Origin of the sequence: Arthrobacter sp. ES3-54, assembly GCF_029504395.1 — a bacterium.
Lineage (GTDB): Bacteria > Actinomycetota > Actinomycetes > Actinomycetales > Micrococcaceae > Arthrobacter.
Window position 1 is genome coordinate 264,822 of the sequence record NZ_JAQFIF010000003.1, and the last position, 26,243, is coordinate 291,064.

25 protein-coding genes are annotated in these 26,243 nt (G+C 66.2%); 13 read left to right on the forward strand and 12 right to left on the reverse strand.

Going from position 1 to position 26,243, the window contains the following annotated elements; all coding sequences use genetic code 11:
- Positions 1-2: 2 nt before the first annotated feature.
- From M2428_RS07135 to glyA, 6 genes are read right to left on the reverse strand one after another with little or no spacing between them, the layout of a single operon-like run.
- The gene (locus M2428_RS07135; protein WP_277525140.1) at positions 3-1,418 is read right to left on the reverse strand and encodes an L-serine ammonia-lyase; all 1,416 of its coding nucleotides are present in this window, start codon (positions 1,416-1,418) and stop codon (positions 3-5) included.
- On the reverse strand, positions 1,418-2,053 hold the full coding sequence (locus M2428_RS07140; protein ID WP_277525142.1) for a sarcosine oxidase subunit gamma family protein: 636 nt from the start codon (positions 2,051-2,053) through the stop codon (positions 1,418-1,420). The genes M2428_RS07135 and M2428_RS07140 overlap by 1 nt, the downstream gene beginning before the upstream one ends.
- Positions 2,046-5,012 carry a 2Fe-2S iron-sulfur cluster-binding protein gene (locus tag M2428_RS07145; RefSeq protein WP_277525144.1) on the reverse strand — a complete coding sequence of 989 codons (2,967 nt, stop codon included), beginning with the start codon at positions 5,010-5,012 and terminating at the stop codon, positions 2,046-2,048. Before M2428_RS07145 ends, M2428_RS07140 begins: the two co-directional genes overlap by 8 nt.
- Complete coding sequence (locus M2428_RS07150) at positions 5,009-5,338, reverse strand: sarcosine oxidase subunit delta (RefSeq protein ID WP_277525145.1); 330 nt, start codon at positions 5,336-5,338, stop codon at positions 5,009-5,011. The genes M2428_RS07145 and M2428_RS07150 overlap by 4 nt, the downstream gene beginning before the upstream one ends.
- Before the next feature lie 14 nt (positions 5,339-5,352).
- Positions 5,353-6,573: a sarcosine oxidase subunit beta family protein gene (locus M2428_RS07155; RefSeq protein WP_277525147.1), complete on the reverse strand. Its 1,221-nt coding sequence runs from the start codon at positions 6,571-6,573 to the stop codon at positions 5,353-5,355.
- Positions 6,570-7,910: a serine hydroxymethyltransferase gene (gene glyA, locus M2428_RS07160; protein WP_277525149.1), complete on the reverse strand. Its 1,341-nt coding sequence runs from the start codon at positions 7,908-7,910 to the stop codon at positions 6,570-6,572. The genes M2428_RS07155 and glyA overlap by 4 nt, the downstream gene beginning before the upstream one ends.
- 143 nt (positions 7,911-8,053) lie before the next feature.
- Between glyA and M2428_RS07165 the strand changes: the two genes are divergently transcribed.
- The 4 genes from M2428_RS07165 (at position 8,054) to M2428_RS07180 (ending at position 12,940) form a co-directional block, all read left to right on the forward strand.
- Entirely contained in the window at positions 8,054-8,725 is a 672-nt protein-coding gene (locus M2428_RS07165; protein WP_277525151.1) for a GntR family transcriptional regulator, read from the forward strand.
- A gap of 590 nt (positions 8,726-9,315) precedes the next feature.
- Positions 9,316-10,725, forward strand: coding sequence for an MFS transporter (locus tag M2428_RS07170; protein ID WP_277525153.1), 1,410 nt, complete (start codon positions 9,316-9,318; stop codon positions 10,723-10,725).
- Positions 10,726-10,786: 61 nt separating this feature from the next.
- Complete coding sequence (locus M2428_RS07175) at positions 10,787-12,043, forward strand: aminopeptidase P family protein (RefSeq protein WP_277525154.1); 1,257 nt, start codon at positions 10,787-10,789, stop codon at positions 12,041-12,043.
- A gap of 84 nt (positions 12,044-12,127) precedes the next feature.
- Positions 12,128-12,940, forward strand: coding sequence for an IclR family transcriptional regulator (locus M2428_RS07180; protein ID WP_277525155.1), 813 nt, complete (start codon positions 12,128-12,130; stop codon positions 12,938-12,940).
- 135 nt (positions 12,941-13,075) lie between these two features.
- Here M2428_RS07180 and M2428_RS07185 read toward each other — a convergent pair whose 3' ends face one another.
- On the reverse strand, positions 13,076-14,194 hold the full coding sequence (locus M2428_RS07185) for a M28 family metallopeptidase (protein WP_277525157.1): 1,119 nt from the start codon (positions 14,192-14,194) through the stop codon (positions 13,076-13,078).
- 584 nt (positions 14,195-14,778) lie between these two features.
- Here M2428_RS07185 and M2428_RS07190 point away from each other — a divergent pair.
- The 5 genes from M2428_RS07190 (at position 14,779) to M2428_RS07210 (ending at position 19,390) form a co-directional block, all read left to right on the forward strand.
- A complete protein-coding gene (locus M2428_RS07190) occupies positions 14,779-15,873 on the forward strand; it encodes an extracellular solute-binding protein (RefSeq protein ID WP_277525159.1) in 1,095 nt (364 codons plus the stop codon).
- 1 nt (position 15,874) lies between these two features.
- Positions 15,875-16,762, forward strand: coding sequence for an ABC transporter permease (locus M2428_RS07195; protein ID WP_277525160.1), 888 nt, complete (start codon positions 15,875-15,877; stop codon positions 16,760-16,762).
- A complete protein-coding gene (locus M2428_RS07200) occupies positions 16,749-17,576 on the forward strand; it encodes an ABC transporter permease (protein WP_277525161.1) in 828 nt (275 codons plus the stop codon). The genes M2428_RS07195 and M2428_RS07200 overlap by 14 nt, the downstream gene beginning before the upstream one ends.
- Before the next feature lie 9 nt (positions 17,577-17,585).
- Entirely contained in the window at positions 17,586-18,707 is a 1,122-nt protein-coding gene (locus M2428_RS07205; RefSeq protein WP_277525163.1) for an ABC transporter ATP-binding protein, read from the forward strand.
- Positions 18,708-18,970: 263 nt separating this feature from the next.
- Positions 18,971-19,390 carry an STAS/SEC14 domain-containing protein gene (locus M2428_RS07210; RefSeq protein WP_277525165.1) on the forward strand — a complete coding sequence of 140 codons (420 nt, stop codon included), beginning with the start codon at positions 18,971-18,973 and terminating at the stop codon, positions 19,388-19,390.
- 23 nt (positions 19,391-19,413) lie between these two features.
- On the opposite strand, the gene M2428_RS07215 is transcribed toward M2428_RS07210, so the two are convergent.
- Positions 19,414-20,307 (reverse strand): helix-turn-helix transcriptional regulator, encoded by an 894-nt coding sequence (locus tag M2428_RS07215; RefSeq protein ID WP_277525167.1) that lies wholly within the window; start codon positions 20,305-20,307, stop codon positions 19,414-19,416.
- 144 nt (positions 20,308-20,451) lie between these two features.
- On the opposite strand from M2428_RS07215, the gene M2428_RS07220 reads away from it, so the two are divergent.
- Together M2428_RS07220 and M2428_RS07225 are read left to right on the forward strand one after the other, a co-directional pair.
- A complete protein-coding gene (locus tag M2428_RS07220; RefSeq protein ID WP_277525169.1) occupies positions 20,452-21,495 on the forward strand; it encodes an NAD(P)-dependent alcohol dehydrogenase in 1,044 nt (347 codons plus the stop codon).
- Between the two features lie 86 nt (positions 21,496-21,581).
- Positions 21,582-21,989: a cupin domain-containing protein gene (locus M2428_RS07225; RefSeq protein WP_277525170.1), complete on the forward strand. Its 408-nt coding sequence runs from the start codon at positions 21,582-21,584 to the stop codon at positions 21,987-21,989.
- Positions 21,990-22,113: 124 nt separating this feature from the next.
- Here the strand turns inward: M2428_RS07225 and M2428_RS07230 are convergent, their stop codons facing one another.
- Positions 22,114-22,695 carry a hypothetical protein gene (locus M2428_RS07230; protein WP_277525173.1) on the reverse strand — a complete coding sequence of 194 codons (582 nt, stop codon included), beginning with the start codon at positions 22,693-22,695 and terminating at the stop codon, positions 22,114-22,116.
- Between the two features lie 59 nt (positions 22,696-22,754).
- The gene (locus tag M2428_RS07235) at positions 22,755-23,075 is read right to left on the reverse strand and encodes a GYD domain-containing protein (protein ID WP_277525175.1); all 321 of its coding nucleotides are present in this window, start codon (positions 23,073-23,075) and stop codon (positions 22,755-22,757) included.
- Between the two features lie 228 nt (positions 23,076-23,303).
- Between M2428_RS07235 and M2428_RS07240 the strand changes: the two genes are divergently transcribed.
- A complete protein-coding gene (locus M2428_RS07240) occupies positions 23,304-23,633 on the forward strand; it encodes an antibiotic biosynthesis monooxygenase (RefSeq protein ID WP_277525177.1) in 330 nt (109 codons plus the stop codon).
- A gap of 75 nt (positions 23,634-23,708) precedes the next feature.
- On the opposite strand, the gene M2428_RS07245 is transcribed toward M2428_RS07240, so the two are convergent.
- Together M2428_RS07245 and M2428_RS07250 are read right to left on the reverse strand one after the other, a co-directional pair.
- A complete protein-coding gene (locus M2428_RS07245) occupies positions 23,709-24,311 on the reverse strand; it encodes a hypothetical protein (protein WP_277525179.1) in 603 nt (200 codons plus the stop codon).
- A gap of 2 nt (positions 24,312-24,313) precedes the next feature.
- Positions 24,314-24,841: an SRPBCC family protein gene (locus M2428_RS07250; protein ID WP_277525181.1), complete on the reverse strand. Its 528-nt coding sequence runs from the start codon at positions 24,839-24,841 to the stop codon at positions 24,314-24,316.
- 283 nt (positions 24,842-25,124) lie between these two features.
- Here M2428_RS07250 and M2428_RS07255 point away from each other — a divergent pair, with 283 nt between their 5' ends.
- Positions 25,125-26,108: an ABC transporter substrate-binding protein gene (locus tag M2428_RS07255; RefSeq protein ID WP_277525183.1), complete on the forward strand. Its 984-nt coding sequence runs from the start codon at positions 25,125-25,127 to the stop codon at positions 26,106-26,108.
- Positions 26,109-26,243 lie beyond the last annotated feature (135 nt).

Sequence of the window (26,243 nt, forward strand, 5' to 3'; positions counted from 1 at the left end):
GGTCAGCACTCCACGACGTTCACGGCGAGGCCCCCGCGGGAGGTTTCCTTGTACTTGGTTTTCATGTCGGCTCCTGTTTCACGCATGGTCTTGATGGCCTTGTCTAGCGAGACTTTGTGGCTGCCGTCGCCGTGGAGGCACAGGCGGGCGGCGTTGATGGCTTTGACGCTGGCGATGGCGTTGCGTTCGATGCAGGGGATCTGCACGAGCCCGCCGACTGGGTCGCAGGTCAGCCCAAGGTTGTGTTCGATGCCGACTTCGGCGGCGTTTTCCACCTGTTCCGGGGTGCCGCCCAGCACTTCGCAGAGTCCCGCCGCCGCCATGGAACAGGCCGATCCGACTTCGCCCTGGCAGCCCACCTCTGCCCCGGAGATGGAGGCATTGATCTTGAAGAGGATCCCGACGGCAGCCGCTGTAAGAAGGAAGCGGATGACGCCGTCGTCGTTGGCTCCGGGGACAAACTTGACGTAATAGTGCAGCACGGCCGGCACAATGCCTGCAGCGCCGTTAGTGGGAGCAGTGACAATCCGGCCCCCCGCGGCGTTTTCCTCGTTGACGGCCAGCGCGAAGAGGTTCACCCATTCCATGGCGAGCAGTGGATCAGCGGGCACTCGGACAAGCGAAGGGTTCCGGGCATCCGCCTCGGCGCTGACGGCGGATGCTGCCAGCGTCCGGAACAGGGACGGGGCGCGGCGTTTGACGTTCAGCCCGCCGGGCAGGATGCCCTCGGCAGCGCAGCCGTTGTCCACGCATTGGCGCATGACCGCCCACAGTCCCAGGAGTTTTTCCCGGAGTTCGGCCTCGCTGCGCCAGACGAGTTCGTTGGCCAGCATGACGTCGGATATGGACATCTGCTCGCGGCGGCAAATTTCCAGGAGCTCGTTGGCCGTGGTGAAGGGGTAGAGCAGCACGGTGTCGTCTGCCACCACCTGGTCCACGCCCTGGGCACTGCCGTCCACAACAAAGCCGCCGCCAATGGAATAGAAGCTCCGTTCGCTGAGGACGTCGCCGGTGTGGTCCAGTGCCCGGAAGGTCATGCCGTTGGGGTGGGCCGGCAGCGACCTGCGGCGGTGCAGGACGACGTCCTCGTCCCAGTTGAAGGCCACCCGGTGGTGGCCGGCGAGCTGCAGCTCCGCATCCAGGGCCGCAGCCGCCACCTGGTCATCCGCCGTGCCTGTGTCCACGGTCTCGGGGTCCTGGCCCTGAAGGCCCAGGACCACAGCCTTGTCCGAACCGTGTCCCCGTCCGGTCGCACCCAGCGACCCGAACAGTTCGGCCTGCACTCTGGTAGTCGAGCTGAGTTGGCCGTCACTCTTGAGCCCGTCGGCGAAGAGCTTGGCCGCCCGCATCGGGCCGACCGTGTGGGAGGAGGACGGCCCGATGCCAACAGAGAACAAGTCCAGGACGCTAAGTGCCATCAGGGGACCTCGGTGGACGCAAATTCGCGCATGGCATCAAGGAGCCAGCGGCCCAGGAACTCCGCAAAGGATGCCCGCGGGAAGATCCGGTAGGTCTCCTCCGCGGTCTTCCACAGGATCGCCGGGATGCCGCCGATTTCCGTGGACAGGGCCGTGCCGGCCGTGAAGACGCGGGGATGCAGGTCCAGGGCGCAGCCCTTCTCCAGAACGGCCCGCGCCCGGGGACCGGAGAGTTCTAGCGTGGTGCGGTTGGCGGAGAGGTCCACCACCTGGCCCTCGGCGTCGCCGAGTGCGTCGGTGAGCGCCCGGGGAATCTCGCCGCCGAGGCTGTCATGGGATTCTGCCGGTGCCACCAGCAGGAATTCTGCCGGGCCCAGCCACAGCGCCGCGGTGTCGCCGATGCTGCGGACCTCCCCGGAAGCGGCGGGAAGGCCTCCCGTGCGTTTGCCCAGCCGCTTCCCGGCATCGCCGCCGGGATCGACCCGAATCCCGGCCATGGTCAGGAACGGCACCTCGCGCAGCTCCACCGCGCCCGCGACGGACCCGGCTTCAAAAGCTGCCCACAGGAGCGACGCCGGACTGGTCCGGAGGGTCTGGATCTTCTTGGAATTTTCGAGTGCTGCAGTGTCAGCCATCTTTGCGGGTCCCTTCAGAGTCAAAAAGTACGGTTTCTGCGACGACGACGTCCACCAGCAGGTCGCCGGCGGCGGCTACCAGGGTTTCGCCGATGCGGTTGCGGCCGTTCTTGATCAGGGCCAGGGCGAAAGACCTGCCCAGCGCCGCACTGTGGTAGCTCGAGGTCACGAACCCCTGCATGGGCACGGGGCCGTAGGCGGGGTTGACGGTGATGCCCTGCTCCACCAACTGGGTGCCTTCGGGGAGCCGGATGCTGCCGTCCACGGGGAGGACACTGACCAGGTGTTTCCGGTCGGTGCGGCCGGCGTCCTTGCGGGTGTAGGAGCGTTTGCCGATGAAGTCCTTGACCTTGGACACCACCCATTCCATGCCGGCGTCCTGCGGGGTGACGGTCCCGTCGGTGTCCTGGCCGACGATCGGGTACCCCTTCTCCGCACGCAGCACGTGCATGGTCTCGGTGCCGTACGGGGTGATGCTGAACTCCGCGCCTGCCGCCTCCACGGCTTCCCAGGTGCTCAGCCCGTACCAGGACGGCACGTTGATTTCGTAGGCCAGCTCACCGGAGAACGAGATCCGGCAGACCCGGGCCTGGACACCGGAGGCCAGGGTGGTCTCCCGGAACGTCATGAACGGGAAAGCCTCGGCCTCCAGGCCGCCGTCGGCTGCCAGTTCCGGAGCCACTTTGGCTAGAACGGCGCGGGATTTCGGTCCGACGACGGCGATGGTGGACCACTGCTCCGTGACGGAGGTGCAGTGCACGTCCAAGTCGGGCCACTCGGTCTGCAGCCATTCCTCCAGCCAGTCCAGGACCTTCGCTGCACCGCCGGTGGTGGTGGTCATGAAGAACCGGTCCTCGTCCAGTCGGAGCGTGACGCCGTCGTCGAAGATCATCCCGTCCGGGGTGCACATGACGCCGTAGCGGGCCGAGCCCGGGGCCAGTTTCTTGAACGCGTTGGTGTAGATGCGGTTCAGGAACTCGCCCGCGTCCTTGCCGCGGATCTCGATCTTGCCCAGGGTGGTGGCGTCCATGAAGCCCACGGACTCCCGGACGGCGGCGCATTCGCGCAGGACCGCGGTGTCCATGTCCTCGCCGTCCTGCGGGTAGTACCAGGGCCGCTTCCATTGGCCGACGTCTTCGAAGAGGGCGCCTTGGGCGACGTGCCACGGGTGGATCGACGTGAGCCGGGCAGGGTCGAAGAGTTCGCCGCGCTGGCGTCCGGCCAGCGCTGCGAATGCCACGGGGGTGAAGGGGGCGCGGTACGCGGTGGTCCCGATTTCCCCTACTCCAACCGTTTCTCCGCCGCCGTGCTTGAGGGCTGCCGCGATGACGCCGATCGCGTTCACCCCGGAGGTCTTGCCCTGGTCGTTCGCGGTGCTGATCGAGGTGTAGCGCTTGACGTGTTCCACCGAGCGCATGCCGGCCCCGGTGGAGCGGAGGACGTCGGCCACTGACTGGTCGCGCTGGAAGTCCACGAAGTGGTGGTGCCAGTCCTCCGGGCCGCCCTGTTCACCGGGGACCAGCCAGAGCTGGCGGGTGGGGGAGGAGGCGCGCGGCGGCGTCGGCGCAACCGGCTTTACATCGGAGACCGCGTCGGAGTCGAAGCCCGCGGCGATGACTGCCGCGGCCCCGGCGGAGATGCCTTCGGCCACGCAGTCGCCGAGGGCGAAACTGCCGCGGCCGGAGCCTGCCACCTGCTGGTTGGGAACCACGCTGTTGGGGACGAAGGCGGCGAGGTCGTCGTCCCAGCGGAGCCTGCCCTGGCGCTGGGAGTGCAGGTGTACCACCGGTGACCAGCCACCGGAAACGGCGAGCAGGTCGCAGGCGATCTGTTCGATGCCCGAGGTGAGTTCGCCGGCGTCGTTGATGCTCCGGACGGTGACGCCGAGGAGCCTGCCGTCGCCGGACAGAGCAGCGGTGGTGTTTGCGACGGCGCTGCCGATCAGCACGCGCGTTCCGGCCGCGGCGGCTGCCGAGGCCGTTTCGCTCAACTGCGGACGGGCGTCCACGACGGCTTCGACGGCGATGCCGGCGGCGCGGAGGTCGGCGGCCAGGGCGTAGGCGCTGTCGTTGGTGGTGCTGATGACCACCCGGGAGCCGGCGGCCACGGCGTAGCGGTTGAGGTAGGTGCGGACCGCGGAGGCGAGCATGATGCCGGGGCGGTCGTTGTTTTCGAAGACCAGCGGGCGTTCGTGGGCGCCCGGGGCCAGGATGACCTGGGCGGCCCGGATGTGCCAGATCCGCTGGCGGGAAACGCCGGGCGCGGCCGGGGTCAGGAGGTGGTCGGTCCGGTTCTGGGCCGCAATGACGTAGTTGGAATCGTAGGAGCCGAAGGCGGTGGTGCGGTTCAGCACCGTGCACTCGGCCGCGGAGATCAGTTCGGCTTCAACATTGGCCACCCAGTCCAAGGCGGGCTGGCCTTCGATGCTCTCCGCGAGGGCCGGATCGGTGGATCCGGACAGCAGCGAGCCGCCGAGCTCGGGCTGGTCGTCAATGAGGATGACCCGGGCGCCGGCGCGGACGGCCTGCCGCGCTGCGGCCAGGCCTGCGGGCCCGCCGCCCACCACGAGGACGTCGGTGTGGACGTACTTCTTGTCGTATTCGGCGCGGTCCTCGTCCGGGTCCAGCTTTCCCAGTCCGCTGAGGTATTCGGCGCTGAGGCCGTCCACGAGGGACACCGTGGTTGCGGGGAGCATGGATTCGGCCACGTGGCCCGGGAACCGGGCGGCGATCTTGACGAGGGCGTTGGATTCCTCCACGCCAGCGGACATGATGCCGCGGGGCCGGTCCTCGTAGAGGGAGTTGCCTGCCTGCAGCCGGCCGTTCGCCAGCAGCGCGGAGGCGAGGGTGTCGCCGGGGTGGCCCGTGTACTCACGGCCGTCCAGGGTGAAGCGCCAAGTGACGCTGCGGTCGATGCGTCCGCCGGTGCTAAGACGCGTGGGCTGCGGCTGAGCGGTCATTTGACTGCTCCTTCCGGGGAAACGGGGCTGGTGACGGTGGGGGCTGTGGTTCCCGTGGCGGGGCGGAGTTGGCCCATCGGGTAGACGGCCTGGATGTCGTAGGTGACGGTGTCGCGGAGCATGTTGAACCATTGCCGGCACCCGGTGCTGTGCTGCCAGCGTTCCGCGAAGGCGCCCTTGGTGTTGTCGCGGTAGAACAGGTACTCGGCCCATTCGCGGTCCGTGAGATCTGCCGGGTTTTCGGGGTAGGGCACGTGGGCCTGGCCGCCGTAGTGGAATTCGGTCTCGTCGCGGGGACCGCAGTTGGGGCAGGGAATCAGGAGCATGTCCGTACCTCTTTCTAGTGGGCCACGGCGGCGGCGCCGTGTTCATCGATCAGGGCGCCGGTTTCGAAGCGCTCGAGGGCGAAGGGCTGGTTGAGTTTGTGCGGTGTTCCGGTGGCGATCGTGTGCGCGAACGTCAGTCCGGCCGCCGGTGTGCCCTTGAATCCGCCGGTTCCCCAGCCGCAGTTGACGAACATGTTTTCCACCGGGGTGGTGCCCACGATCGGGGAGGCATCCAAGGTGGTGTCCACGATTCCGCCCCACGTCCGGAGCACGTGGGCCCGGGCGAAGATCGGGAAGAGTTCGACGGCGGCGGCCATCTGGTGCTCGATCACATGGAACGATCCGCGCTGGCCGTAGCCGTTGTACGAGTCCACGCCGGCGCCCATGACCAGTTCACCCTTGTGCGCCTGGGAGACGTAGACGTGGACGTGGTTGGACATGACCACGGTGGGGTGGACAGGCTCGTGGAGCTCGGACACCAGTGCCTGGAGGGGGTGGGACTGGATGGGGAGCCGAAACCCGGCCATTTCCGCCAGCACCGAGCTGTGCCCGGCGGCGCAGAGGCCGACTTTTTCGGTGTTGATGGTGCCGCGGTTGGTCTTGACGCCCACCACCTTGTTTCCGTCCTTCACGAAGCCGGTGACTTCGCAGTTCTGGATGATGTCCACGCCGAGCTCATCGCATTTGCGGGCGAACGCCCAGGCGACGTGGTCGTGCTTGGCGATGCCGGCGCGCGGCTGGTAGGTGGCCCCCATCACCGGGTAGCGGATGTTGTCGTTGATGTTCAGGATGGGGCAGAGTTCCTTGACCTGCTGCGGGTCCAGCCACTCGGCGTCGACGCCGTTGAGCTTGTTGGCGCCGACGCGGCGGACGCTTTCGCGGACGTCGCCCAGGGTGTGGGCCAGGTTCATGACCCCGCGCTGGCTGAACAGGAAGTCGTATTCGAGTTCTTCCGGCAGGATCTCCCACAGCTTCAGGGCGTGCTCGTAGATCGCCGCGCTCTCGTCCCAGAGGTAGTTGGAGCGGATGATGGTGGTGTTCCGGGCCATGTTGCCGCCGGCCAGCCAGCCTTTTTCCAGGATGGCGATGTTGGTCATCCCGTGGTTCTTTGCCAGGTAATACGCCGTCGCCAGTCCATGTCCGCCGCCGCCCACAATCACGGCGTCGTAGGAGGACTTGGGGTCCGGATTGCGCCAGAGGAAGTCCGGGTGCTCGGGCAGGTGTTCGGTGGTCATCGTGCTGCTCCAATCAGTTCTGCCTCAAGCTCGGTTGCCGCTGTGCTGGTGCCGAGATGCGGGTAAAGCGGGAATTGGTCCGCAAGGGCGCTGACGCGTCCGCGCAGTTCAGCGGCGGTTTGCTCGCTGAGTTCGTCCCCGGGCGCCTGTGAGATGAGGGCGGTGGCGATGATGTCCGCCACTTCAGTGAACTCCGCGGCACCGAAGCCGCGGGTGGCCAGGGCGGGCGTGCCGATCCGCAGGCCGGAGGACACCATGGGCGGGCGGGGATCGAACGGGACGGCGTTGCGGTTGACGGTGATGCCGATCCGGTGGAGCCTGTCTTCGGCCTGCTGCCCGTCCAGTTCCGAGTCCCGCAGGTCCACCAGCACCAGGTGCACATCCGTGCCTCCGTTGACCACGGAGATCCCGGCCGCTGCGACGTCGTCCTTCAGGAGCCGGGACGCGAGAATCCCGGCGCCTTCGAGCGTGCGTTCCTGGCGTTCCTTGAACTCGGGGGACGCCGCAATCTTGAAGGCCACGGCCTTGGCCGCGATCACGTGCTCCAGCGGACCGCCCTGCTGGCCGGGGAACACGGCGCTGTTGATCTTGCGCGCGTACTCCGCCTTGCCCAGGATCACGCCGCCGCGCGGGCCGCCAAGGGTCTTGTGCGTGGTGGTGGTGACGACGTCGGCGTAGGGGACAGGGTTCGGGTGCAGCCCCGCGGCGACCAGACCGGCGAAGTGCGCCATGTCCACCATGAGGTAAGCGCCCACGAGGTCGGCGATCCGGCGGAACTCGGCGAAGTTCAGCTGCCGGGAGTAGGCGGACCATCCGGCCACGATCATCTTGGGCCTGTGCTCAAGGGCCAGGGCCTCGACCTCGGCCATGTCCACCAGGTGGTTGTGCTCGCTCACGTGGTACGGGACCACGTTGTAGAGCTTGCCGGAGAAATTGATCTTCATCCCGTGGGTGAGGTGGCCGCCGTGCGCCAGGGCCAGGCCCATGATGGTGTCGCCCGGTTCCAGGAGGGCGAACATGGCGGCGGCGTTGGCCTGCGCGCCGGAGTGGGGCTGCACGTTGGCGTATTCGGCGCCGAACAGGGCCTTGACCCGGTCGATGGCGAGCTGTTCGATCACATCGACGTGCTCGCAGCCGCCGTAGTAGCGCTTGCCCGGGTAGCCCTCGGCGTATTTGTTGGTCAGCACCGAACCCTGTGCCTCCATGACCCCGGCGGGGGCGAAGTTCTCGGACGCAATCATTTCGAGAGTGGACTGCTGGCGCTTCAGTTCGCGCGCCACGGCCTGTTCCACCTCGGGATCGACTCCGGAAAGTCGCTCGTTCAACTGCTCAACCACGGTTGCTCCTTTGAAATACCACTATTGCTATGACTGATATATCAGTGTGTGAACAATGGTATGATTGAGATCACACCAGAGTCAATAGCCGGAGCCAAGTGGAACCAAGCTTCCGGTTGAAATCCCAGAAACGGAGCCGAGCTGTGAATGCACTCACTGTCCTGCCGCCCGCAGAGAACGAAGCCCTCTCCCAGGCGGAGGCCGCGTACAGGCAGTTGCGCGACAAACTGATCATGCTCGAAATCCGGCCGGGCGAACCCATCAATGACGGGCAGCTGGCCGCGGAGCTCGGCTTCGGTCGCACTCCCGTGCGCGAGGCGATCAAGCGGCTGGAAGTGGACCATCTGGTGGTTTCCTATCCGCGCCGGGGAACCTTTGCCACCACTGTGGACTTCACGGAACTAGCCGATGTCTCGGAAATCCGGGAACTGCTGGAACCGCTGGCGGCGCGGCGGGCGGCAACGCGGGCTAACGCCGCCATGCGCCGCGAACTGCTGGATGTCGCCAAGACCATCGCGGAACTGGCGCCGAATCCCGCCGAGTCCCGGGAGCTGATGCGCTACGACCTGACGGTGCACCGTCTGATCTACCGGGCCGCGGCCAACCCGCACCTGGAGGACACGCTGATCCGCTACGACAACCTGGCCACGCGCATCTGGTGCCTGGTCCTGGACAAGGTCCCCTCGGTCAGCGGCCACATCACCGAGCACGTGGACCTGCTCAAGGCGGTGGCCGAGGGCGACGCGGACAGGGCCGGCGAGCTCGCCCTGCACCACGTCACCAGCTTCGAGGAGACCATCCGCAAGGTCCTCTAGCCGCGTTGGCCCTGCTACCGGACGCGCTTCGTGTCTGGCGATACGCAAAATACCCACCGCGCCCGTATATCGGTCGCGTCAGGTATTTCCCGCGTCACCGGACGGAATGAGCGTCTACTTCCAGCGCTTTGGCCACTTCACGTTCATCAGGAGCAATCCCAGCAGGAACGAGTCGACGGTCATGATTCCGCCCATGAGATAGGCCCACCCGGCCATCATGGCTCGCCGGCCGTCCGGCCGAAAGTGCGCGCGCGTACAAAAATGCCCATGACGATCTCCTGACGTGGATCCCCCAGCCACTCGATAGTCCACCAAGTGTGCCACCGCGTCGGCATGGGCGGAACCGCAGCACCTCCCGGCTCAAGCTTTTCACAAGCTGACGCGCGCACGGCGTAACTTGTGCAACTACGTCTCGTTGAGTGCAACTACTTTTCTGCGGCCTGGCGGGTGTCCACTGCGCGGTTTGGGCGGTTTCCTTCGAAATATTCAAAGGACGGAAACAAAAAAGCATTGACTGTGTCCTGCGTCACGCCCTAGTCTGATGCAACAGCGTTGCACTGATTGCAACCCCAAAACAATTTGGTGGACACATGAGTAACGAAAATTCCTCCCCGGCCCCACTTGCGGGGCCGATCAGCCCGGAGTCGAATAGCGGGCATGGCAGTACTTCCTCCGGACAGGCCACGTTGAGCGGCCGTGGGGCCCCGGGCGGGCAAGATCCCGTGGTCAGCAGGGAGACCCGACGGCGGGTGGTCGCCGCAAGTTTCATCGGGAACTTCGTCGAATGGTTCGACTACGCCGTCTACGGCTACCTGGCCGCAACAATCGCCGCGGTTTTCTTCCCCGAATCCAATCCCCAGACCGCGCTTCTGCTGACCTTCGCCCTGTTCGCCATCTCGTTCCTGGTGCGGCCGCTTGGCGGCTTCGTCTGGGGCCACATTGGCGATCGGGTGGGGCGCCGGACTGCGCTTTCCCTGTCAATCCTGATCATGTCCGGGGCGACCTTCTGCATCGCCCTAATCCCGGGGTACAACTCCATCGGCATCTGGGCCCCGATCCTTCTCCTGCTGGTGCGCGTTGTCCAGGGCTTCTCCGCCTCGGGCGAATACGCCGGCGCATCCGCCTTCCTGGTGGAGTACGCCCCGGCCAACAAACGCGGACTCTACGCGGCGGTGGTTCCGGCCAGCACGGCCGCGGGCCTGCTGCTCGGCTCCCTGCTCGCGGGTCTGCTGACCATCATGCTCAGCGCCGAGGCGATGCAGAGCTGGGGGTGGCGCCTGCCGTTCCTGCTCGCCGCCCCGATGGGCCTGATCGGACGCTACATCCGCACCAAGCTGGAAGACACCCCGGTGTTCCGCGAACTGGCAGAGGAGGACCAGGCCATCAAGGCCCCGGTATCCAGCCTCTTCCGGAACCACTGGCGGTTGCTGCTGAAGGCCGTCGGAGCCGTGCTGCTCAACGCCGTCGGGTTCTACGTGATCCTCAGCTACATGCCCACGTACCTGTCCTCGGAACTCGGTCTCGGCGCGGCCGAATCCTTCCTGGCCACCACCATCGCCCTGGTGACGTACATCGGGTTCATCTTCCTGACCGGAATGCTCTCGGACCGCTACGGCCGTAAAAAGGTACTCATCGCCGCATCCCTGAGCTTCATCCTGCTGACCGTGCCAGCCTTCGCCCTGCTGGGCACCGGGAACTTCCTGGTGATCGTCCTGGTCCAGATCCTGCTGGGCGGCATGCTCACGCTCAATGACGGCACGCTCCCGAGCTTCCTCGCGGAAATGTTCCCCACCCGTGTCCGCTACAGCGGCTTCGCCGTCAGCTTCAATCTCTCCAACGCGCTGTTCGGCGGCACTGCGCCGTTCATGGCGACCCTCCTGATCGCCGCAACGGCCAATGACCTGGCCCCGGCTTGGTACCTCGCCGGCGCCGCGGCCATCTCCCTGATCGCCGTCGTGCTCTCCCGTGAAACCAGCAAAGAACCGCTGCGCCACGACTAGCCCCGGCCGGCGCCCCAATTTTCCCCTCCAGAGAACAGCACTGCAGAAAGGCACCACCACCATGACCATCGCAACCTTCAACAACGCTTCGTCCATCGCCGAACTGGAGCGACTGAAAGTCCTGCACAACGGGCAGAAGGAAAAGCTGACCTTTTCCAACGCCGAATTTGAGCGCCGGCTCGGCGGACTGCGCCTCATCATGGCCGAGAAGGACCTGGACGCCGTCGTCCTGACCAGCTACCACTCCATCAAGTACTACTCCGACTTCCTCTTCACGTACTTCGGCCGGTCCTACGCCATGGTGGTCACCAAGGACGACACTGTGACGGTCACGGCCAACATCGACGCCGGCATGCCGTGGCGGCGCAGCTACGGCGACAACGTGGTGTACACGGACTGGCGCCGCGACAACTACATCTTCGCCATCCAGGAGGCGCTGCGCACCCGCGGCGTTAACCCCCGGCGGCTCGGCGTCGAAGACGATTCGCTCCCGCTGGACAACCGGAACAAGATCCAGGCGGCGTTTGCAGGGGCCGCCCTGGTGGACGTGGCCCAGGCCGCGATGCGCCAGCGGATGATCAAATCGACCGAAGAGATCGAGGTGATCAAGCACGGAGCCCGCATCGGCGACCTCGGCGGCGAAGCCATCCGCAACGCCATCACCGCCGGCATCACCGAATATGAGGTCGCCCTGATCGGCACCGAAGCCATGGTCCACGAAATCGCCCGCACGTTCCCGGATTCGGAAATCCGTGACACCTGGGTGTGGTTCCAGTCCGGCATCAACACCGATGGCGCCCACAACTGGGCCACCACGCGCAAGATCCAGGAGCACGACATCCTGTCCCTGAACTGCTTCCCTATGACCTCCGGCTACTACACCGCACTGGAGCGCACCCTGTTCTACGGCGAACCGGACGCCCGCTCCCTTGAGCTGTGGAACGTCAACGTGGAAGTCCATAAGCGCGGCCTCGAGCTCATCAAGCCCGGAGCCGTCTGCAAGGACATCGCCGCCGAGCTGAACGAGATCTACGTGGGCCACGGACTGCTGGCCAACCGGACATTCGGCTACGGACACTCGTTCGGCGTCTTGAGCCACTACTACGGCCGCGAAGCCGGACTGGAGCTCCGCGAGGACATCGACACCGTGCTGGAACCGGGCATGGTGGTCTCCATGGAACCCATGATCACGGTCATGGACGGCCAGCCCGGCGCCGGCGGCTACCGGGAGCACGACATCCTGGTGGTCGGTGAGGACGGAGCCCAAAACATCACGAAGTTCCCGTTCGGCCCGGAATACAACATCGTGGGCGCCTGACCGGCCCGCACCCGGACAGCAGGGCGGCGCCACGTCGACCGTGGCGCCGCTTTCGGGCCCCCATACGGAATGATGGTAGACACCATGACCCCAGCAGAATCTCCCGAGACCACCGGAAACGGCGACACCAAGGGCACCTCCGTCATCGTCAACGCCATCGCCGTGTTGCGAACATTCACCGCCGACCAACCGTTGCTCGGTGTCACCGAGATCGCCAACCGGGTGGGCCTGCACAAGAGCACCGTTTCCCGGATCCTGGCCACGTTCGAACAGGAACACCTGGTGGAACGGGACCCGGAAACCCGCCGCTTCCGGCTGGGGCTGGGACTGATCGCCGTCGCCGGACCGTTGCTGGCAGAACTGGAAGAACGGCGCGTGGCGTACCCGGTCCTGCGTGAACTCACCGAACAGACCGGCGAAACCAGCGCCCTCATGGTGTGGAGCGGCGCCGAGTCGATGTGCGTGGAGCAGATCGCCAGCCGCCATCAGATCAAGCACACCACCCCGCTGGGCGCGCGGTATAACGACGCCATGAGCGCCTCCGTGCAGGTTTTCCTCTCCGCTGAGCCCACCGAAAGGGTCCGTGCACTGCTGCGCAGCGGAGAGATCAGCTATCCGGGACTCGACGACGCCGGCCTGGATGGTTACCAGATCAAGCTCAAAGATGTGACAGGCCGCGGTTGGGCCATCAACTACGGCGAATCCTCCATCGACGAAGTCGGCGTGGCTGCCCCCGTCTACGACCACCGCGGCGACATTGTGGCGGCCGTCCTGATCCCGGCGCCCCGGTTCCGGGTCTCCCGGGAGCGACTGCAGAGCCTGGGCGAAGCATGCGTAGCCGCGGCCAACAAGATCAGCACGCGCCTGGGCGGACGCGCGCTCGGCCGCAACGACTGACGCGGCGCACGCACCTCAGCTGAGCCGGGCCAGCCGCGCGGCCAAATACGCCGCGAGCCGGCCCGTTCGCCGGGGGTCGCCGCCGCACAGCTCGGCCCCTCACCAGAAGGTGGCCGCGCTGGGGACCTTTTGCACTTAGCCGGTCTTGGCCATCGCATAGGCCACGGTGGCGTAGGCCAGGGCGCCCGACATTTCCTGGAGCAGTTCCGGGTTGGTGTTGGCGATGGTGTCGCAGGCCTCGTGGTAGCAGGGATCGAGAACCTTGCCGGCCACGCCGCCAAAGGACCGCGCCTGGGCCTGGGACTTCCTCTTCTCATCGCCGGTGAACAGCCCGCCGCCGGGAATGCCGGCCGAGAGAAACGCGTCGTAGTCGGAGCCGCCGTCAAAGGGCGTGGTCTCGGCGGGCAGCGCGTTCTCCTGGAAGTAGCGGAACAGGATGTCCTCGATCGCCTTGGACCCGGCCGGGCCGGCGTGGCCGAAATCCGTGCCGTCCCCGTCATGCACGGACCGCACGCCGTTGGGCGAGGCCGCCATGTCCACGTTCAGGTTCGCCGCGGTCTGGCCGATCTCGGCCTGGCTGAGTTCGTCGACGTAGTGCTGGGACCCGTACAGCCCGTCCTCCTCGCCGCCCCAGAACGCGAACCGGACCCGGTTGGCCGGCTTGATCCCGGCCTCCTTCATCCACCGCGCTGTCTCAAGGACCGCCGCCACCCCGCTGCCGTTGTCATTGATGCCCGGGCCCTCCTGCACGGAGTCCAGGTGCGCTCCCACCACCACGGTGTGCCCGGCATCGCCGCCGGTGTCGGCGAGGATGTTGAAGGACTCCACCCGCGCCTTGCCCCGGCCATCCCCCCTGAACGTGAAGGTCTGCCGCACCGGGGCATATCCGGCCGCGCGCAGCTGCTCCTCGACGTAGCGGGCCGACTCCTCATATCCGGAGGTGCCCGAAGCGCGGTTTCCGCCATTGGCATCGGCAACGCGCTGCAGCGCCTGCATGTGCCCCACCATGTTCCGGGACTTGAAAGCCGCCAGCACGGTCCGCGCATCCACCGCGCTGACGGGCTCCACCTGGGGCACCGAAGCACTGGGAATGGCGGACTTGGTGGGCTTGGCAGTGCTCGCCGCGGCACTGGAGGGCGAATCGGACGGGGAGTCGGATTGGGAACCGGACGGGGTCCCGGGCGTACAGGCCGAGGTAGAGAGCAGAACGAGGGCGAGGACCGAGGGAAGTAGGTGTTTTCGGAGGGTGATCATGTCGGGCAACCCATCAGTAGTCGGAACCAGTTCGCTTGCTTCCGGCTCGATTGGTCAAGACGCTTGCCACTGACGCTCCAGTAAGTCGCGGCCGCCATCGCCCGGCAAATACTCCTATCAGATCGCTCCCATTGTCAGTCCTTCGGCGGCATCTGCCATAGCCTCCGAAGCTGTGAATATCCTGAGGAAATTGCCGCTGGGCCCGGGCCGACGCCCCCAGGGATGACAGACGACCAATTGCCAAGCGGTTGATCAGGAGGGGCGGATTCAGAGAGCGGGTGGTCGGGATTGTCCGGGCGGAAAGTCGTTGTTTCTTAAAGCAATACAACTGTTGACTAGTGAGCAACTTCACAGTTAGAGTTGCGAAACCGAAAAGCCGCCGGAGGGCGGACCCGAGATCTCAAGCGGAAGGGATGGCGTGCGCGAACCGCCGCCGTCACTTCCTCTTTCTTCACTGCGCTGAATCTTCACTGCGCCAAATCTTCACGGCGCCATACGCAACCACACGCACCGCACCCCACCACGCCCGCAATCCGGCGCGCCTTCTTTCGGCGTGCCCGCGTACATGAGAGGCACTGTCCCCCATGACAGATTTCCGTTCTACTCCCTTTGACCGCAGGCAGCTCCTCAAGGCGGCAGCACTGACGCCGTTCGCGGGTCTGGCGCTCTCCGGCTGCGCGGCCAAGCCCGCCGAAAGTGCCGCCGCGAACAAGACGGTGACGGTCACCTCCTACGGCGGCTCCTACAACGACCAGCTGACCCAGACCATCCTGGACCCGTTCTCCAAGCAGTCCGGGATCCAGACAACGCTGCTGGCCAACACGAGCCTGGCCGCGCTCAAGGCCCAGGTCCAGTCCGGCGACGTGCAGTGGGACCTCGTGGAAATCACGGCGCCGGAGTACGAAGTAGCCGTGGCAGAGGGGCTGCTGGAGAAGTTCGACTACGACATCATCAGCGACAAGGGCCTGCCGGGATACGCGAAGGCCGAATACGGCATCAAGTACCTGAGCTTCCTGTTCGTCATGGCGTGGGACCAGAAGGTCATTTCTGACGCGCAGGCCCCGAAGGACTGGGCGCAGTTCTTCGATCAGGGCAAATACAACACCAAGCGCTCGGTCTACAACCAGCTGTCCGACAGTTCCGTTCTGGAAGCCGCCCTGCTGGCCGACGGTGTCCCGTTCGACAAGATCTACCCCCTCGACGTCGACCGGGCACTGCGGGTCCTGGGCCAGCACCCGGGCAAGGACCGGCTGCTCTATCACGCCGCCAACCAGGAGCCCATCCAGCAGCTCACCTCCGGCGAGGTCTCCCTCTCCACCAGCTTCAACAACCGGATCAACGCAGCCCGCAACGACGGCGCCAAGCTGAACTTCTCCGCCGAAAACGCCGTACTCGCCGGCGACTACTTCGTGGTGCCGAAGGGGGCCAAGAACAAGGAAGCGGCCTTCAAGTTGATGAACTTCATGTCCAACGACGCCGAGGCCGGCGCAGCGTTCGACAAGGTCACCAACCTGACTCTGGCCAACACCCCGGCGCTGTCCAAGCTGCCGAAGGAAATCGCGGACACCCTTCCCACCAGCCCCCGGCTGGCGGACAAGATCCTGGTCCGGGACGACAAGTGGTGGTCGCAGAACCTGAAGAAGACCGAGCAGCAGTTCAAGCTCTGGCAGGCCAGCTGAGATGAGCAACGCAACTCTGGAACGGACGCGGCCGCGCGGCCGCGGTGCGCCTCCCGGCGCTGAAACAGCACCACGACGGCGGCGCAACGGCTGGTGGCTGCTACTGGCTCCGATCCTTGCCTTCGACGTCGTGCTGTTCCTGACACCGCTCGGCAAACTGGTCGGCGCAAGCTTCGCCGACAACGCCTACCAGCGGGTCCTCGAGGACCCTCTCGTGGTGCGCGCACTGGTCAACACCCTGACCATCAGCCTGGCGAGCACCATTGTCACTGTGGTGCTCGGCTACATCATCGCCATGGTCCTGTGGCGGGCCGGAACCGTCACCCGGGTGATCCTGTTCGCCGTCGTACTCCTGCCGTTCTGGACCGGCATCCTGGTGAAGAACTTCGCCTGGGCGGTCCTGCTCCAGGACAACGGCATAGTGAACGCCTTCCTGCAGGGAATCGGGCTTACCGGTGCGCCGATCCCGTTGCTGCACAACCGTTTCGCTGTGATCGTGGGCATGGTGCACTGCCTGCTGCCGTACGCGGTATTCCCGATCTTCTCCTCGCTGGCATCGATTGATGACCGGCTGGGGCTGGCGGCCCGCTCGCTGGGCGCGCGGGAGGGATCCGTGTTCCGCAGGATCACGCTGCCGCTGAGCATGCCCGGCATTTCCGCCGCCGGGCTGCTGGTCTTCATCATCAGCACGGGCTTCTTCATCACGCCCGTGGTGATGGGCGGACCCGGCGACATGATGATCGCCAACCAGATCGACTACTACGCCCGACAGCTCACCGACTTCTCCGGGGCCGCTGCGCTGGCCGTCATCCTGACGGTCATGGTCAGCATCCTCGTGGCCGTCTACCAGCGCGTCCTCAAGGCAGGAGGCCAACATGAAGACAACTAATCCGCAGCACCGCCTGCTGGCGCTGCTTTCCATCCCGGCCTTCCTTTTCCTCGTCATTCCGACGGCGATTGTGGTGCCGGTCGCGCTGAACGACAGCCGCTACATCACCTTCCCGCCGGAGGGGATCTCCTTCGCCGCCGTGGCCGGGTTCTTCGCCGACCGGGCCTGGACCTCCGCCCTGACGGCCAGCCTGCAGTCGGCGGCGATCGCCGTCGTGATCGGTGTGCTGCTCGGGGCCACCGCGGCGATCGGCCTGCACGGGCGCAAGTTTCCCGGACAGCCCGCAGTAGTGGGTCTGATCCTCGCGCCGATGATCGTGCCGACCGTGGTGCTCGCGCTGGCGTTCTACCAGTTCTTCATCTCGATCGGCATGGTGGGCAGCATCGTGCCCATTGGCCTGGCGCACGCAGTGATCGCGACCCCCTATGTGTACCTGACCACCCGTGCCAGCCTCGCCGGGCTCAACCCGGCCCTGGTCCGGTCGGCGCAGAGCCTGGGGGCGGGTCCGCTCTCCGTCCTGCGGCACGTCTATCTGCCCATCATCCTGCCCGGCCTGATCTCCGGGGCGCTGTTCGCGTTCTCGGTCTCCATCGATGAGACGGTGATGTCCCTGTTCATGCAGTCACCGGGGGCCACCACCTTGCCGGTCAAGATGTTCACGGATATCCAGTTCAACCTGACCCCGAAGATCGCCGTGTCGTCGGCCCTGCTGGTCAGCGTCGCCACAATCGGGCTGCTGCTCCAGGTCATATTTGTCCTCAAGCGCCGTTCTTCAACCCGGATGCTGCCGCTGGCCGTGTCCGCACAAACGTAAGGAAAGTCGATGACCGCATCAGTGATTTCCGCGGAGTCAATTCCCGGCACGGGCAGGGCCGCCCAGGGCGCCATTGAGCTCCGCCAGGTCAGCAAGCACTACGGCGACGTCGTTGCCGTGGACGAGCTGGACCTGACGGTTCAGCCCGGAGAGTTCGTGACCCTGCTGGGCCCCAGCGGCTCCGGCAAGACCACCACCATGATGATGGTTGCGGGGTTTGAAGAACACACCGCCGGAACCGTCCTCATTGACGGCAGGCCCGTGGACTCGCTGCCGCCCCGGGACCGCAACCTCGGTGTGGTGTTCCAGAACTATGCCCTGTTCCCGCACATGAGCGCGCTGGAAAACGTGGAGTTTGCGCTCCGCATGAGGAAGGTGCCGCGCCCGGAACGGCGCCAGCGCGCGGAGGAAGCCCTCGACCGGGTGGGACTGGGCAAGATGGGCGGCCGGAAGCCGCGCCAGCTCTCCGGCGGGCAACAGCAGCGGGTGGCGCTGGCCCGGGCACTGGTTTTCAATCCGGCGGCCCTGCTGCTGGATGAGCCGATGGCAGCCCTGGACAAGCGCCTCCGCGAGCAGATGCAGGAGGAGATCAAGACCCTGCAGAAGGGCCTGGGCATCTCGGTGCTGTTCGTGACGCACGACCAGGACGAGGCCATGGCCATGTCGGACCGGATCGTGGTGATGAAGGACGGGAAGATCGTGCAGTCTGGCCCGCCGGAGGAGGTGTACAACCACCCCCTCACCGACTGGGTGGCCAGCTTCCTCGGCGACACCAACCTCATCCCGTGCACCATCGTGGAGCGAAACGGCGAGGAGGCAGTTGTGGACCTCGGCGGACTTGGTTTGGCAAAGGTCCGGGACCGCGGGGCAAGCGGCGAGAACTACGCAGTCTCCATCCGCCCGGAGCACCTCAAGTTCAGGACGCGGGCTGCGGCGGGCAACGGATGCGCCGCGACCCTGGTGTCGTCCACGAACCTGGGCGCCACGGTCCGACACCGCCTCACGGCCGGCGGTCACGAACTCCAACTCCGCGAGCTGAGCTCCGACCGGGGCACCCGGATCCTGCCGGATGAGGAGCTGTGGGTGGGCTGGGACGCGGACAAGGCCCAGCTGCTGGTCCTGGAGTCCTGATCCCGGGAGGCCGGTCAGGGGTGGGCCGGTCAGGGGTGGGGCGGGTTCCGGCATCTCTCCTCGCGGGGACATGCCCTCCTCTGGCACCCAGGGATGGACATAGGCCCACTATGTCCATCCCTGGTCTGCGCCGAGGCGCATGTCCAATCCGGGAGGGGGGACATGTCCACTCGGGCAGGCGCGACCAGCCACGGTTGGCGGTCCGCCACGCGCACCGAGCCCCAAAGCCCTGGCTTGGCGGGGCCGGACCTACAATGGTTTCGATGATGCCAGGACAGATTGCAGCTGCTGATGGAAAGAACGTGCTGAGCGTCAGCGCGGGCATCATCACATCGGTCTGGCAACCCGGCTCGTTTGTTGATGTCCACGACGCCAGGGACGCCATGCGGGCCGTAGCGCAGGTCAGCGGCGGAATCCCGATGCCGATGCTCTCCGAAATGACGGACGTGGAGATCAGCGCGGCCGCCAGGTACGAGTTCGCGCAGACAACAGGGGTGCTGGCGATCGCCGTGCTTGGATCCAGCACTGTGGATCGTGTGATTGCGGCGGCAATGAGCCGGCACACCCGGTACCCCCACGAGTTCTTCACTTCCAGGGACGACGCCATGGCCTGGCTGAACAACTTCATCTCCGACGGCGGCCAGCCCGATGGACACGCGGACGGCATTTCCGCCCTGGCGTGAGAGTTCCGGCCTGCGGCGTGCGGTTAGGCCTGGTCCACCGTAGTAGCTGCCTCGGTCTCCTTGACCTGCCGGTTGGTCGCGGCCCAGCTGGCCAGCAGCCGCAGTGCGTCCTCCGACGCGGAGCCGGGCTCGGCGTTGTAAACCAGCAGGGACAGCCCGGCGTCGGCCGAGACATCCAAGGCCTCGAACATCAGGTGGAGTTCCCCGACCACCGGGTGGTGGAAATGCTTGAGCCCGGTATAGTGCTGGCGCACGTTGTGCGCGGCCCACAGGGTGCGGAATTCCTCGCTCCGGGTCGATAGCTCGCCCACAAGGTCGGTCAAGCCGCGGTCGAAGGGGTCCCGGCCGGCCTCGGTGCGCAGGATCGCGACGGTGTCGTTCGCCGCACGCTCCCAGTCCGGATAGAAACTGCGCGAGCGGCCGTCCAGGAAGATGAAGCGGGCATGATTGGCCGGACGGGCCGGGCCCACATACATGTCCGAATACAGGGCGTAACCCAGCGGGTTGGCCGCGATGATGTCCATGCGTCCGTTCCGCACAAAGGCGGGCGCGTTGGTGATGGCGTTCAGCGTCAGCTGAACGCTGCGTCGGACGGACTCCGTGGGACGGGGACGACGGCGGGTCCGGCTGCCGGGGGCCGCCGCCCGGGCCAGGTCGAAGAGGTGGGCCCGTTCAGCGTCGTCGAGCTGCAGAGCCCTCGCCACCGCATCCAGCACACCCTCCGACACGCCAGACAGGTTTCCCCGCTCCAGCCGGGTGTAATACTCGACGCTGACGCCGGCCAGCATCGCGACCTCCCCGCGGCGCAGCCCCGGCACCCGGCGCTTGGCGCCGTAGACCGGCAGCCCCGACTGCTCGGGGGTGATCTTCGCCCGGCGCGAGGCAAGGAATTCGCGGGTCGCGTCTCGATTGTCCATGCCATCAACGTTAGGTCTTACCGCCCCCTGAGGGAGGCCCTGCCAGTACCCCTATCAGCAGGGACTCCCTCAGCGCTGCGAAGACGGGTTTGATGGATGGTGTTCCGTTGAACAACCCCCAACGATCAACAAGCAGGAGATTCATTGCTTACCGTCAACGCTTACGCATCACCTTCCGCGACAGAGCCGCTCGCCCTCACCACCATCGAGCGCCGCGACGTGGGCCCGCACGATGTCCTGATCGAGATCAAGTTCGCCGGGATCTGCCATTCGGACATCCACACCGTCCGCGGCGACTGGGGCCCGCAGACCTACCCGCTGGTCCCCGGCCATGAAATCGCCGGGATCGTCACCGAGATCGGTTCCGCCGTGACCAAGCACACCGTCGGCGACCGCGTCGGCGTCGGTTGCATGGTCAACTCCTGCGGCGAGTGCGTCAACTGCCAGGCCGGCGAGGAACAGTACTGCCTCGCCGGAAACACCGGCACCTACGGCGCCGTCGACCGTGACGGCACCATCACCCAGGGCGGCTATTCCACGCACGTGGTGGTGGCCGAAGACTTCGTGGTCACCATTCCCGAGGGCATCGAGCTCGACGTCGCCGCGCCGCTGCTGTGCGCCGGCATCACCACCTACTCGCCGCTGAACCACTGGGGCGCAGGCCCCGGCAAAAAGGTCGCGATCGTCGGCCTGGGCGGCCTGGGCCACATGGCAGTCAAGATCGCCCACGCCATGGGCGCCGACGTCACCGTCCTGTCCCAGTCGCTGAAGAAGCAGGAAGATGGGCTCCGCCTGGGCGCGGACCACTACTACGCCACGAGCGACGAAAACACCTTCACGGAACTCGCCGGCACGTTCGATCTGATCATCAACACGGTCAGTGCCGCGATCGACATCAGCGCGTACCTGCAGCTGCTGTCCCTCGACGGTGCCCTGGTCAACGTCGGCGCGCCCGCGGAACCGCTCCCGGTGAACGTGTTCTCCCTGATCATGGGGCGCCGCTCCTTCGCCGGCTCGGCCATCGGCGGCATCCGCGAAACCCAGGAAATGCTCAACTTTTGCGCTGAGCACGGCCTGGGCGCCGAGATCGAGGTCATCCCGGCCGCGAAGATCAACGACGCCTACGAGCGCATCCTGGCCTCCGACGTTCGCTACCGCTTCGTGATTGACACCGCGACCCTGAACTAGGACGCCGAGCCAGGGACCTGAGCCACGGCAGACGTGGCCTCCGGTCGCGCCAAGCAGTCAACACCCAGCAAACACCCTGTGAGGAAATGACAGTGGAAATCCCAGCCAAGAAGCCAAGCGTCAAGGGACCGGCGCAGATGTTCACCGGCGATGTCTGGTTTGACGTCATCGCGGCCCCACAGCCCGAACCGTCCCGCATGCGCGTCAACGCGGTGCACTTTGCCCCGTGCGCCCGCACGGCCTGGCATTCGCACGCCGTCGGGCAGACCCTGCACGTCACCGAAGGCGTCGGCCTGATCCAGGCCCGCGGCGGCGAGGTGACGGAGATCCACCCGGGCGACACGATCTACACGCCGCCGGGGGAATGGCACTGGCACGGCGCCGCGCCGGACCACTTCATGACCCACCTTGCGATGTGGGAAGCCCCGGCCGAGGGTGCGGAGTCCGAGTGGGGTGACCTCGTGAGCGACGAGGAATACAACGGCACCACATAACACGACTGCGCTAAATCCTCCGGCGCTGCCGGTGCGGGGTCCCGCTGCCCAAGAGGGGAAGGGCCCCGCCCGGCATGCCAGGTGCCGGTGGCTTTCTGGCGTTGGCCCCGAAGCCGGTGCCCGGCTAGGACCCCGGCGCGGCCGGAACCATCCAGAAACCCGCGACTTCGCCGGCGGCGGGGTCGGTGCCGGGACGGAATCCCTGAACCTGGACTGGTCCGGCCCTCAGCTCGACCCGCGTTGTCTCAGCTGCTCCGCAGTCGAGGTTCATCTCCGCTCTGCCCCCGCCCCGGAGGCCGTCCTGGGACACCGTCAAAAGCGCGTTCGGTGCGCCGACGCAGGCGGCGGTGAGCATGTAGGTTCCCTTCGGCACCGCTGCGGCCGAGTTGCGGAATCCGCTGCCGCCAATCCCGCCCGTTCCGCCGAGGACGAGCCCGCCCGGCCGGGTGCCGAGGACTGCTTCCAACTCGCCCAGGTTGCGCTGCTCGGCCTCGGCGAGACCCGAAACAACCGGCGGGGGAGGCGGCAGCGAACGTGCCGGCCGACCGGCCCTGGTGGGTGCCGCCGTCGGATCTGTTACGTCATCGGGGTATTCGCACCCGGCCAGGCCTGCTGCCATGCCGGCCACAGCCAACAGCAGCGCGGCGCCGCGCATCCAGTGTCTTTCCCCGCCGAGTGACTTGCGCTGTGACTTCCCCAGTGACATGCCCCGAGCCTACTGGCAACCGTGGCTATTGCTGCTGAAAAGAGCAGGCTGTATTTGACCTATTGCCCCGGGGCCCGGTACGACGGCGTCTTCGTGGTTGCCTCGTCGAGATCCTCCGCGGTCATGAGCGGTTTCAGGTGCAGGTTCACGGCACCGCTGGAATTGATCATCAGTGACAGCGCGACGGCGTTGGCCTGGTCGGGGATATCGAAGATCCCCACGACGTCGGTCTCCCCGAAGGCGTAGTAGAAGCTATCGAGTGTGCCGCCCACCGATTTGAGGGCTTCGACCACCGCGTCACGCCGCTTGGTGCCACCCTCACGCATGAGGCCCTTGATTCCGTCGCCGAGGTAGTTCGCTTCGAACAGATATTTGCTCATCGTTTTTCCTATCCTGTGACGCCCAGGACATCGGCCTCCGAAGCGTGCCCGCTCCCAATAGTGGAAGGTCCGGGGCTGGTCCCAGAGTGGGGCCTGCGTACATGCTAGGCCTTCCACTTCACCCGTACAACGGTCTTTTGGCGGCCACGAGCGGGCCCGCCGGGCAGTCCGGCCCTACCGCCGGCCGCAGGACTGGAACATAATCGCCGTATCAACCCCGTACGGACAATGGAGGCGATCGACGTGTCTGTCTACACGCTCGGAATCTGGCTGGTGCATCCCGGCCGCGAGAACGATTTTGTGCAGGCCTGGCGGGACCTGGCCAGGAAAACGAAGGAGGATTTTCCCAACGCCAAAGGGGTGTTGATGCACGACCGCGACGTCAAGAACCGGTTCATCAGCACCGGTCCCTGGGAGTCCCTGGAACAGATTGAGCAGTGGCGGGACTCAGCCCTGTTCAAGCAGAGCGTCGAGGCTATGAAGGACATCCTGGAACATTTCGAGTCGCGCACCCTGGACGAGGCCGCCAGCATCGGCTGGGACGCGACCGATATGTGAGTTTCCCGGGATTCGGGAATCGGGAATCGGGCGCCAAGCAGCCGCCGGCTGCGCGGCGGCGCACGTTCCCGCAGGCTATTCGGCCTGCAGCGCCTCAAACACGGAAGTCAGCAAGAGATCGTTCCGGCCCCAGACGGGATCGAAGATTTCCACATACCAGGCATCCGCAAGCACCAGGGCCAGCGTCTCGTTGGTCTCGGCCGCCCAGTCCCTGAACTGGTCTTCCCCAACCGGCCCCTCGCTGCTTCCGAGCACGGTCACCACGTCGCCGTCCTGGACGGTCACCGGAATGGAGGCGCTGCTGGTCTCACCGGGGGCGTGCGCAACCGTCACGAGTCCGGTCCGGGTGGACAAGGCCAGGAGGGCCGACGCCGTCTCCGCGCTGCAGAAGGCCGTCACATAGGCGCGCTGCGCGACGCCAACGGCCTGAACGCCCGGCTGCGATTCTTTGGTGAAGAGCCCGTTGCGGTTGAGCCGGGCAAGCTCTGCGGCAATGACGGTGGTCTCGTCGTCGAACCCGGGTGAGAAGACCCCGGGCTGGTATTCGCTGGTGCCCTCGAGCCAGCGGGCGGTCAGCTCGCCGGCCGCCGCGATGGTGGCGGCCTGCCGCCAGACTTCGCGGTCCGCGAGAAGCCGGCCGAAGCTGTCCCGTTCGGTTGTGAACCTGACCTCGGACATGCTCAGGCCTCCTTTGCTGTGGGGTGCGGCGGGGGATGCGGGGTGGGGTGCGTCTGCGGGGCGTGGTGCTGCAGGAGGACGGACAACCGTTCGCAGCTGACCCGGAGCGCTTCCAGTTCACGCCGGCTGTAGTCCTCGATAATCGCATTGATGCGCTCGGCGAGGTGCTCATCGTCGACCTCGAACTCGTGGTTCAAGGTGACCACGGAGAGCCCGTCCGCCGGCCGGATCTCCCAGTCGCCGCAGAGCTCCCGGAGCGGGGATTCGAGGTCCAACTGGTGGAACTCGGCGCGGTGGCTGGCGGCATCAAAGACGCGCCAGCAGTGGCTTGAACTGAGCGAGCCGTTGGACACCAAGGACGTGCGGAGCTCATGCGCGGCGTCGTCGCCGCTGACCCGCTCCGAGTACACCGTGAAGCCGTCGAGGTAGGGCCAGTGTGAGGCGTCCCGCAGCATGCTGAAGACGAGGTCCGCCGGGGCGTTGATGCCGAGCCGGTGCGTGGTCCGGTGCGTCCTCTGGTGCGTGCTCACTGACAAGTTCACCCCTCCTGTGTCGTGCTGTCACCCTGCAGGTCTTCTATGCAGGCTAGGCCAGTTGCGGCCCGCCGTGAACAATTCCTTCCCGCCACGTCACGCAGGGCAATCTTCGGTAACACTGGGCGTCCGCAGGCCGCGTCCGCAGACGCCGGATGAACGGGTATTACCGCCTGTATCCCTTGGTTTCATCTGGTTTCACGGCGCTTTGACCGGCATTCGCGCGCCCCGGATAGTTGCTGGCACCAGCACCACAGACCACCTCTTTCAAGGAGAAACCATGTCGAGTCTTTCGTTCAAGTCCGGCGCCGCCGTCGCATTGGCGGCCACCGCCGTCCTGGGTCTCGCGGCCTGCTCCGATCCCGGCGCCGCAGCTGCCGGCGGCACGTCCGCGGCGCCGTCGTCCTCCTCCGGCATCAAGCAGTTCAACCTCTCTCCGCAGCAGGATCGCATCAAGGCCACGGTGGATGCCGCGGCCGCCGCGCTGGTCCCGGAGGCCATCAAGAAGGACGGGAAACTGACCGTGGCGGTGAGCCCGTTCGCGGCGCCGCTGGCCGTTTATGCCACGGATAACAAGACCCCGGTGGGCAATGAGGTGGATCTCGCCGTCGCGCTGGCCGAGTCGCTGGGCCTGGAGGCGGATATTGTCCCGACCGCGTGGGCCGACTGGCCGCTCGGCGTCGATTCGGGCAAGTACGAGGCAGTGCTGTCCAACGTCACCGTCACGGAGGAGCGCAAGCTCAAGTTCGACTTCGCCAGCTACCGCGAGGACAAGCTCGGCTTCTACGCCAAGGCGGACAGCAGCGTCACCAAGGTCGAGTCGGCCCCCGACATCGCCGGCAAGCGCGTGATCGTCGGCTCCGGCACCAACCAGGAGGCGATCCTGCTGCGCTGGGACGAGGAAAACAAGAAGAACGGCCTCAAGCCCGTGGAGTTCCAGTATTACGACGACGACTCCGCCTCCCAGCTTGCCGTCCAGTCCGGCCGGGCGGACCTTACCTTCGGCCCCAACGCCACGGCAGCTTACAAAGCGGCGTCCGACGCCAAGACCAAGCTGGTGGGCCTGGTGGACGGCGGCTGGCCGCTGAAGGCCAGCATCGCGGTCACCACGAAGAAGGACAACGGGTTTGCCGCCGCGGCCCAGGCCGGACTGAACCACCTGATCGAGGACGGCAGCTACGCCAAGATCCTGGACCGCTGGGGGCTGTCCGAGGAGGCCGTAGCGAAGTCGGAGCTGAACCCGGCGGGCCTGCCGAAGAGCTAGGCCGCCGCCTGAGGGTGCCGATTGCCTGGTAGATCGATTGCTCCGTAACTGCCCTTCTGGGCCTCGAATAGGGCGGCTACGGAGCAACCGATGGTGCCGGACACAGACAATCCCCGCCGGGAACGTCTCCGGCGG

What these genes read in the sequence shown, in the direction of transcription:
- M2428_RS07135 (WP_277525140.1), bottom strand. Translation starts at nt 1,418, where the DNA reads ATGGCACTTAGCGTCCTGGACTTGTTCTCTGTTGGCATCGGGCCGTCC.
- M2428_RS07140 (WP_277525142.1), bottom strand. Translation starts at nt 2,053, where the DNA reads ATGGCTGACACTGCAGCACTCGAAAATTCCAAGAAGATCCAGACCCTC.
- M2428_RS07145 (WP_277525144.1), bottom strand. Translation starts at nt 5,012, where the DNA reads ATGACCGCTCAGCCGCAGCCCACGCGTCTTAGCACCGGCGGACGCATC.
- M2428_RS07150 (WP_277525145.1), bottom strand. Translation starts at nt 5,338, where the DNA reads ATGCTCCTGATTCCCTGCCCCAACTGCGGTCCCCGCGACGAGACCGAA.
- M2428_RS07155 (WP_277525147.1), bottom strand. Translation starts at nt 6,573, where the DNA reads ATGACCACCGAACACCTGCCCGAGCACCCGGACTTCCTCTGGCGCAAT.
- M2428_RS07170 (WP_277525153.1), top strand. Translation starts at nt 9,316, where the DNA reads ATGAGTAACGAAAATTCCTCCCCGGCCCCACTTGCGGGGCCGATCAGC.
- M2428_RS07175 (WP_277525154.1), top strand. Translation starts at nt 10,787, where the DNA reads ATGACCATCGCAACCTTCAACAACGCTTCGTCCATCGCCGAACTGGAG.
- M2428_RS07180 (WP_277525155.1), top strand. Translation starts at nt 12,128, where the DNA reads ATGACCCCAGCAGAATCTCCCGAGACCACCGGAAACGGCGACACCAAG.
- M2428_RS07185 (WP_277525157.1), bottom strand. Translation starts at nt 14,194, where the DNA reads ATGATCACCCTCCGAAAACACCTACTTCCCTCGGTCCTCGCCCTCGTT.
- M2428_RS07190 (WP_277525159.1), top strand. Translation starts at nt 14,779, where the DNA reads ATGACAGATTTCCGTTCTACTCCCTTTGACCGCAGGCAGCTCCTCAAG.
- M2428_RS07195 (WP_277525160.1), top strand. Translation starts at nt 15,875, where the DNA reads ATGAGCAACGCAACTCTGGAACGGACGCGGCCGCGCGGCCGCGGTGCG.
- M2428_RS07200 (WP_277525161.1), top strand. Translation starts at nt 16,749, where the DNA reads ATGAAGACAACTAATCCGCAGCACCGCCTGCTGGCGCTGCTTTCCATC.
- M2428_RS07205 (WP_277525163.1), top strand. Translation starts at nt 17,586, where the DNA reads ATGACCGCATCAGTGATTTCCGCGGAGTCAATTCCCGGCACGGGCAGG.
- M2428_RS07210 (WP_277525165.1), top strand. Translation starts at nt 18,971, where the DNA reads ATGATGCCAGGACAGATTGCAGCTGCTGATGGAAAGAACGTGCTGAGC.
- M2428_RS07215 (WP_277525167.1), bottom strand. Translation starts at nt 20,307, where the DNA reads ATGGACAATCGAGACGCGACCCGCGAATTCCTTGCCTCGCGCCGGGCG.
- M2428_RS07225 (WP_277525170.1), top strand. Translation starts at nt 21,582, where the DNA reads ATGACAGTGGAAATCCCAGCCAAGAAGCCAAGCGTCAAGGGACCGGCG.
- M2428_RS07230 (WP_277525173.1), bottom strand. Translation starts at nt 22,695, where the DNA reads ATGTCACTGGGGAAGTCACAGCGCAAGTCACTCGGCGGGGAAAGACAC.
- M2428_RS07235 (WP_277525175.1), bottom strand. Translation starts at nt 23,075, where the DNA reads ATGAGCAAATATCTGTTCGAAGCGAACTACCTCGGCGACGGAATCAAG.
- M2428_RS07240 (WP_277525177.1), top strand. Translation starts at nt 23,304, where the DNA reads ATGGAGGCGATCGACGTGTCTGTCTACACGCTCGGAATCTGGCTGGTG.
- M2428_RS07245 (WP_277525179.1), bottom strand. Translation starts at nt 24,311, where the DNA reads ATGTCCGAGGTCAGGTTCACAACCGAACGGGACAGCTTCGGCCGGCTT.
- M2428_RS07255 (WP_277525183.1), top strand. Translation starts at nt 25,125, where the DNA reads ATGTCGAGTCTTTCGTTCAAGTCCGGCGCCGCCGTCGCATTGGCGGCC.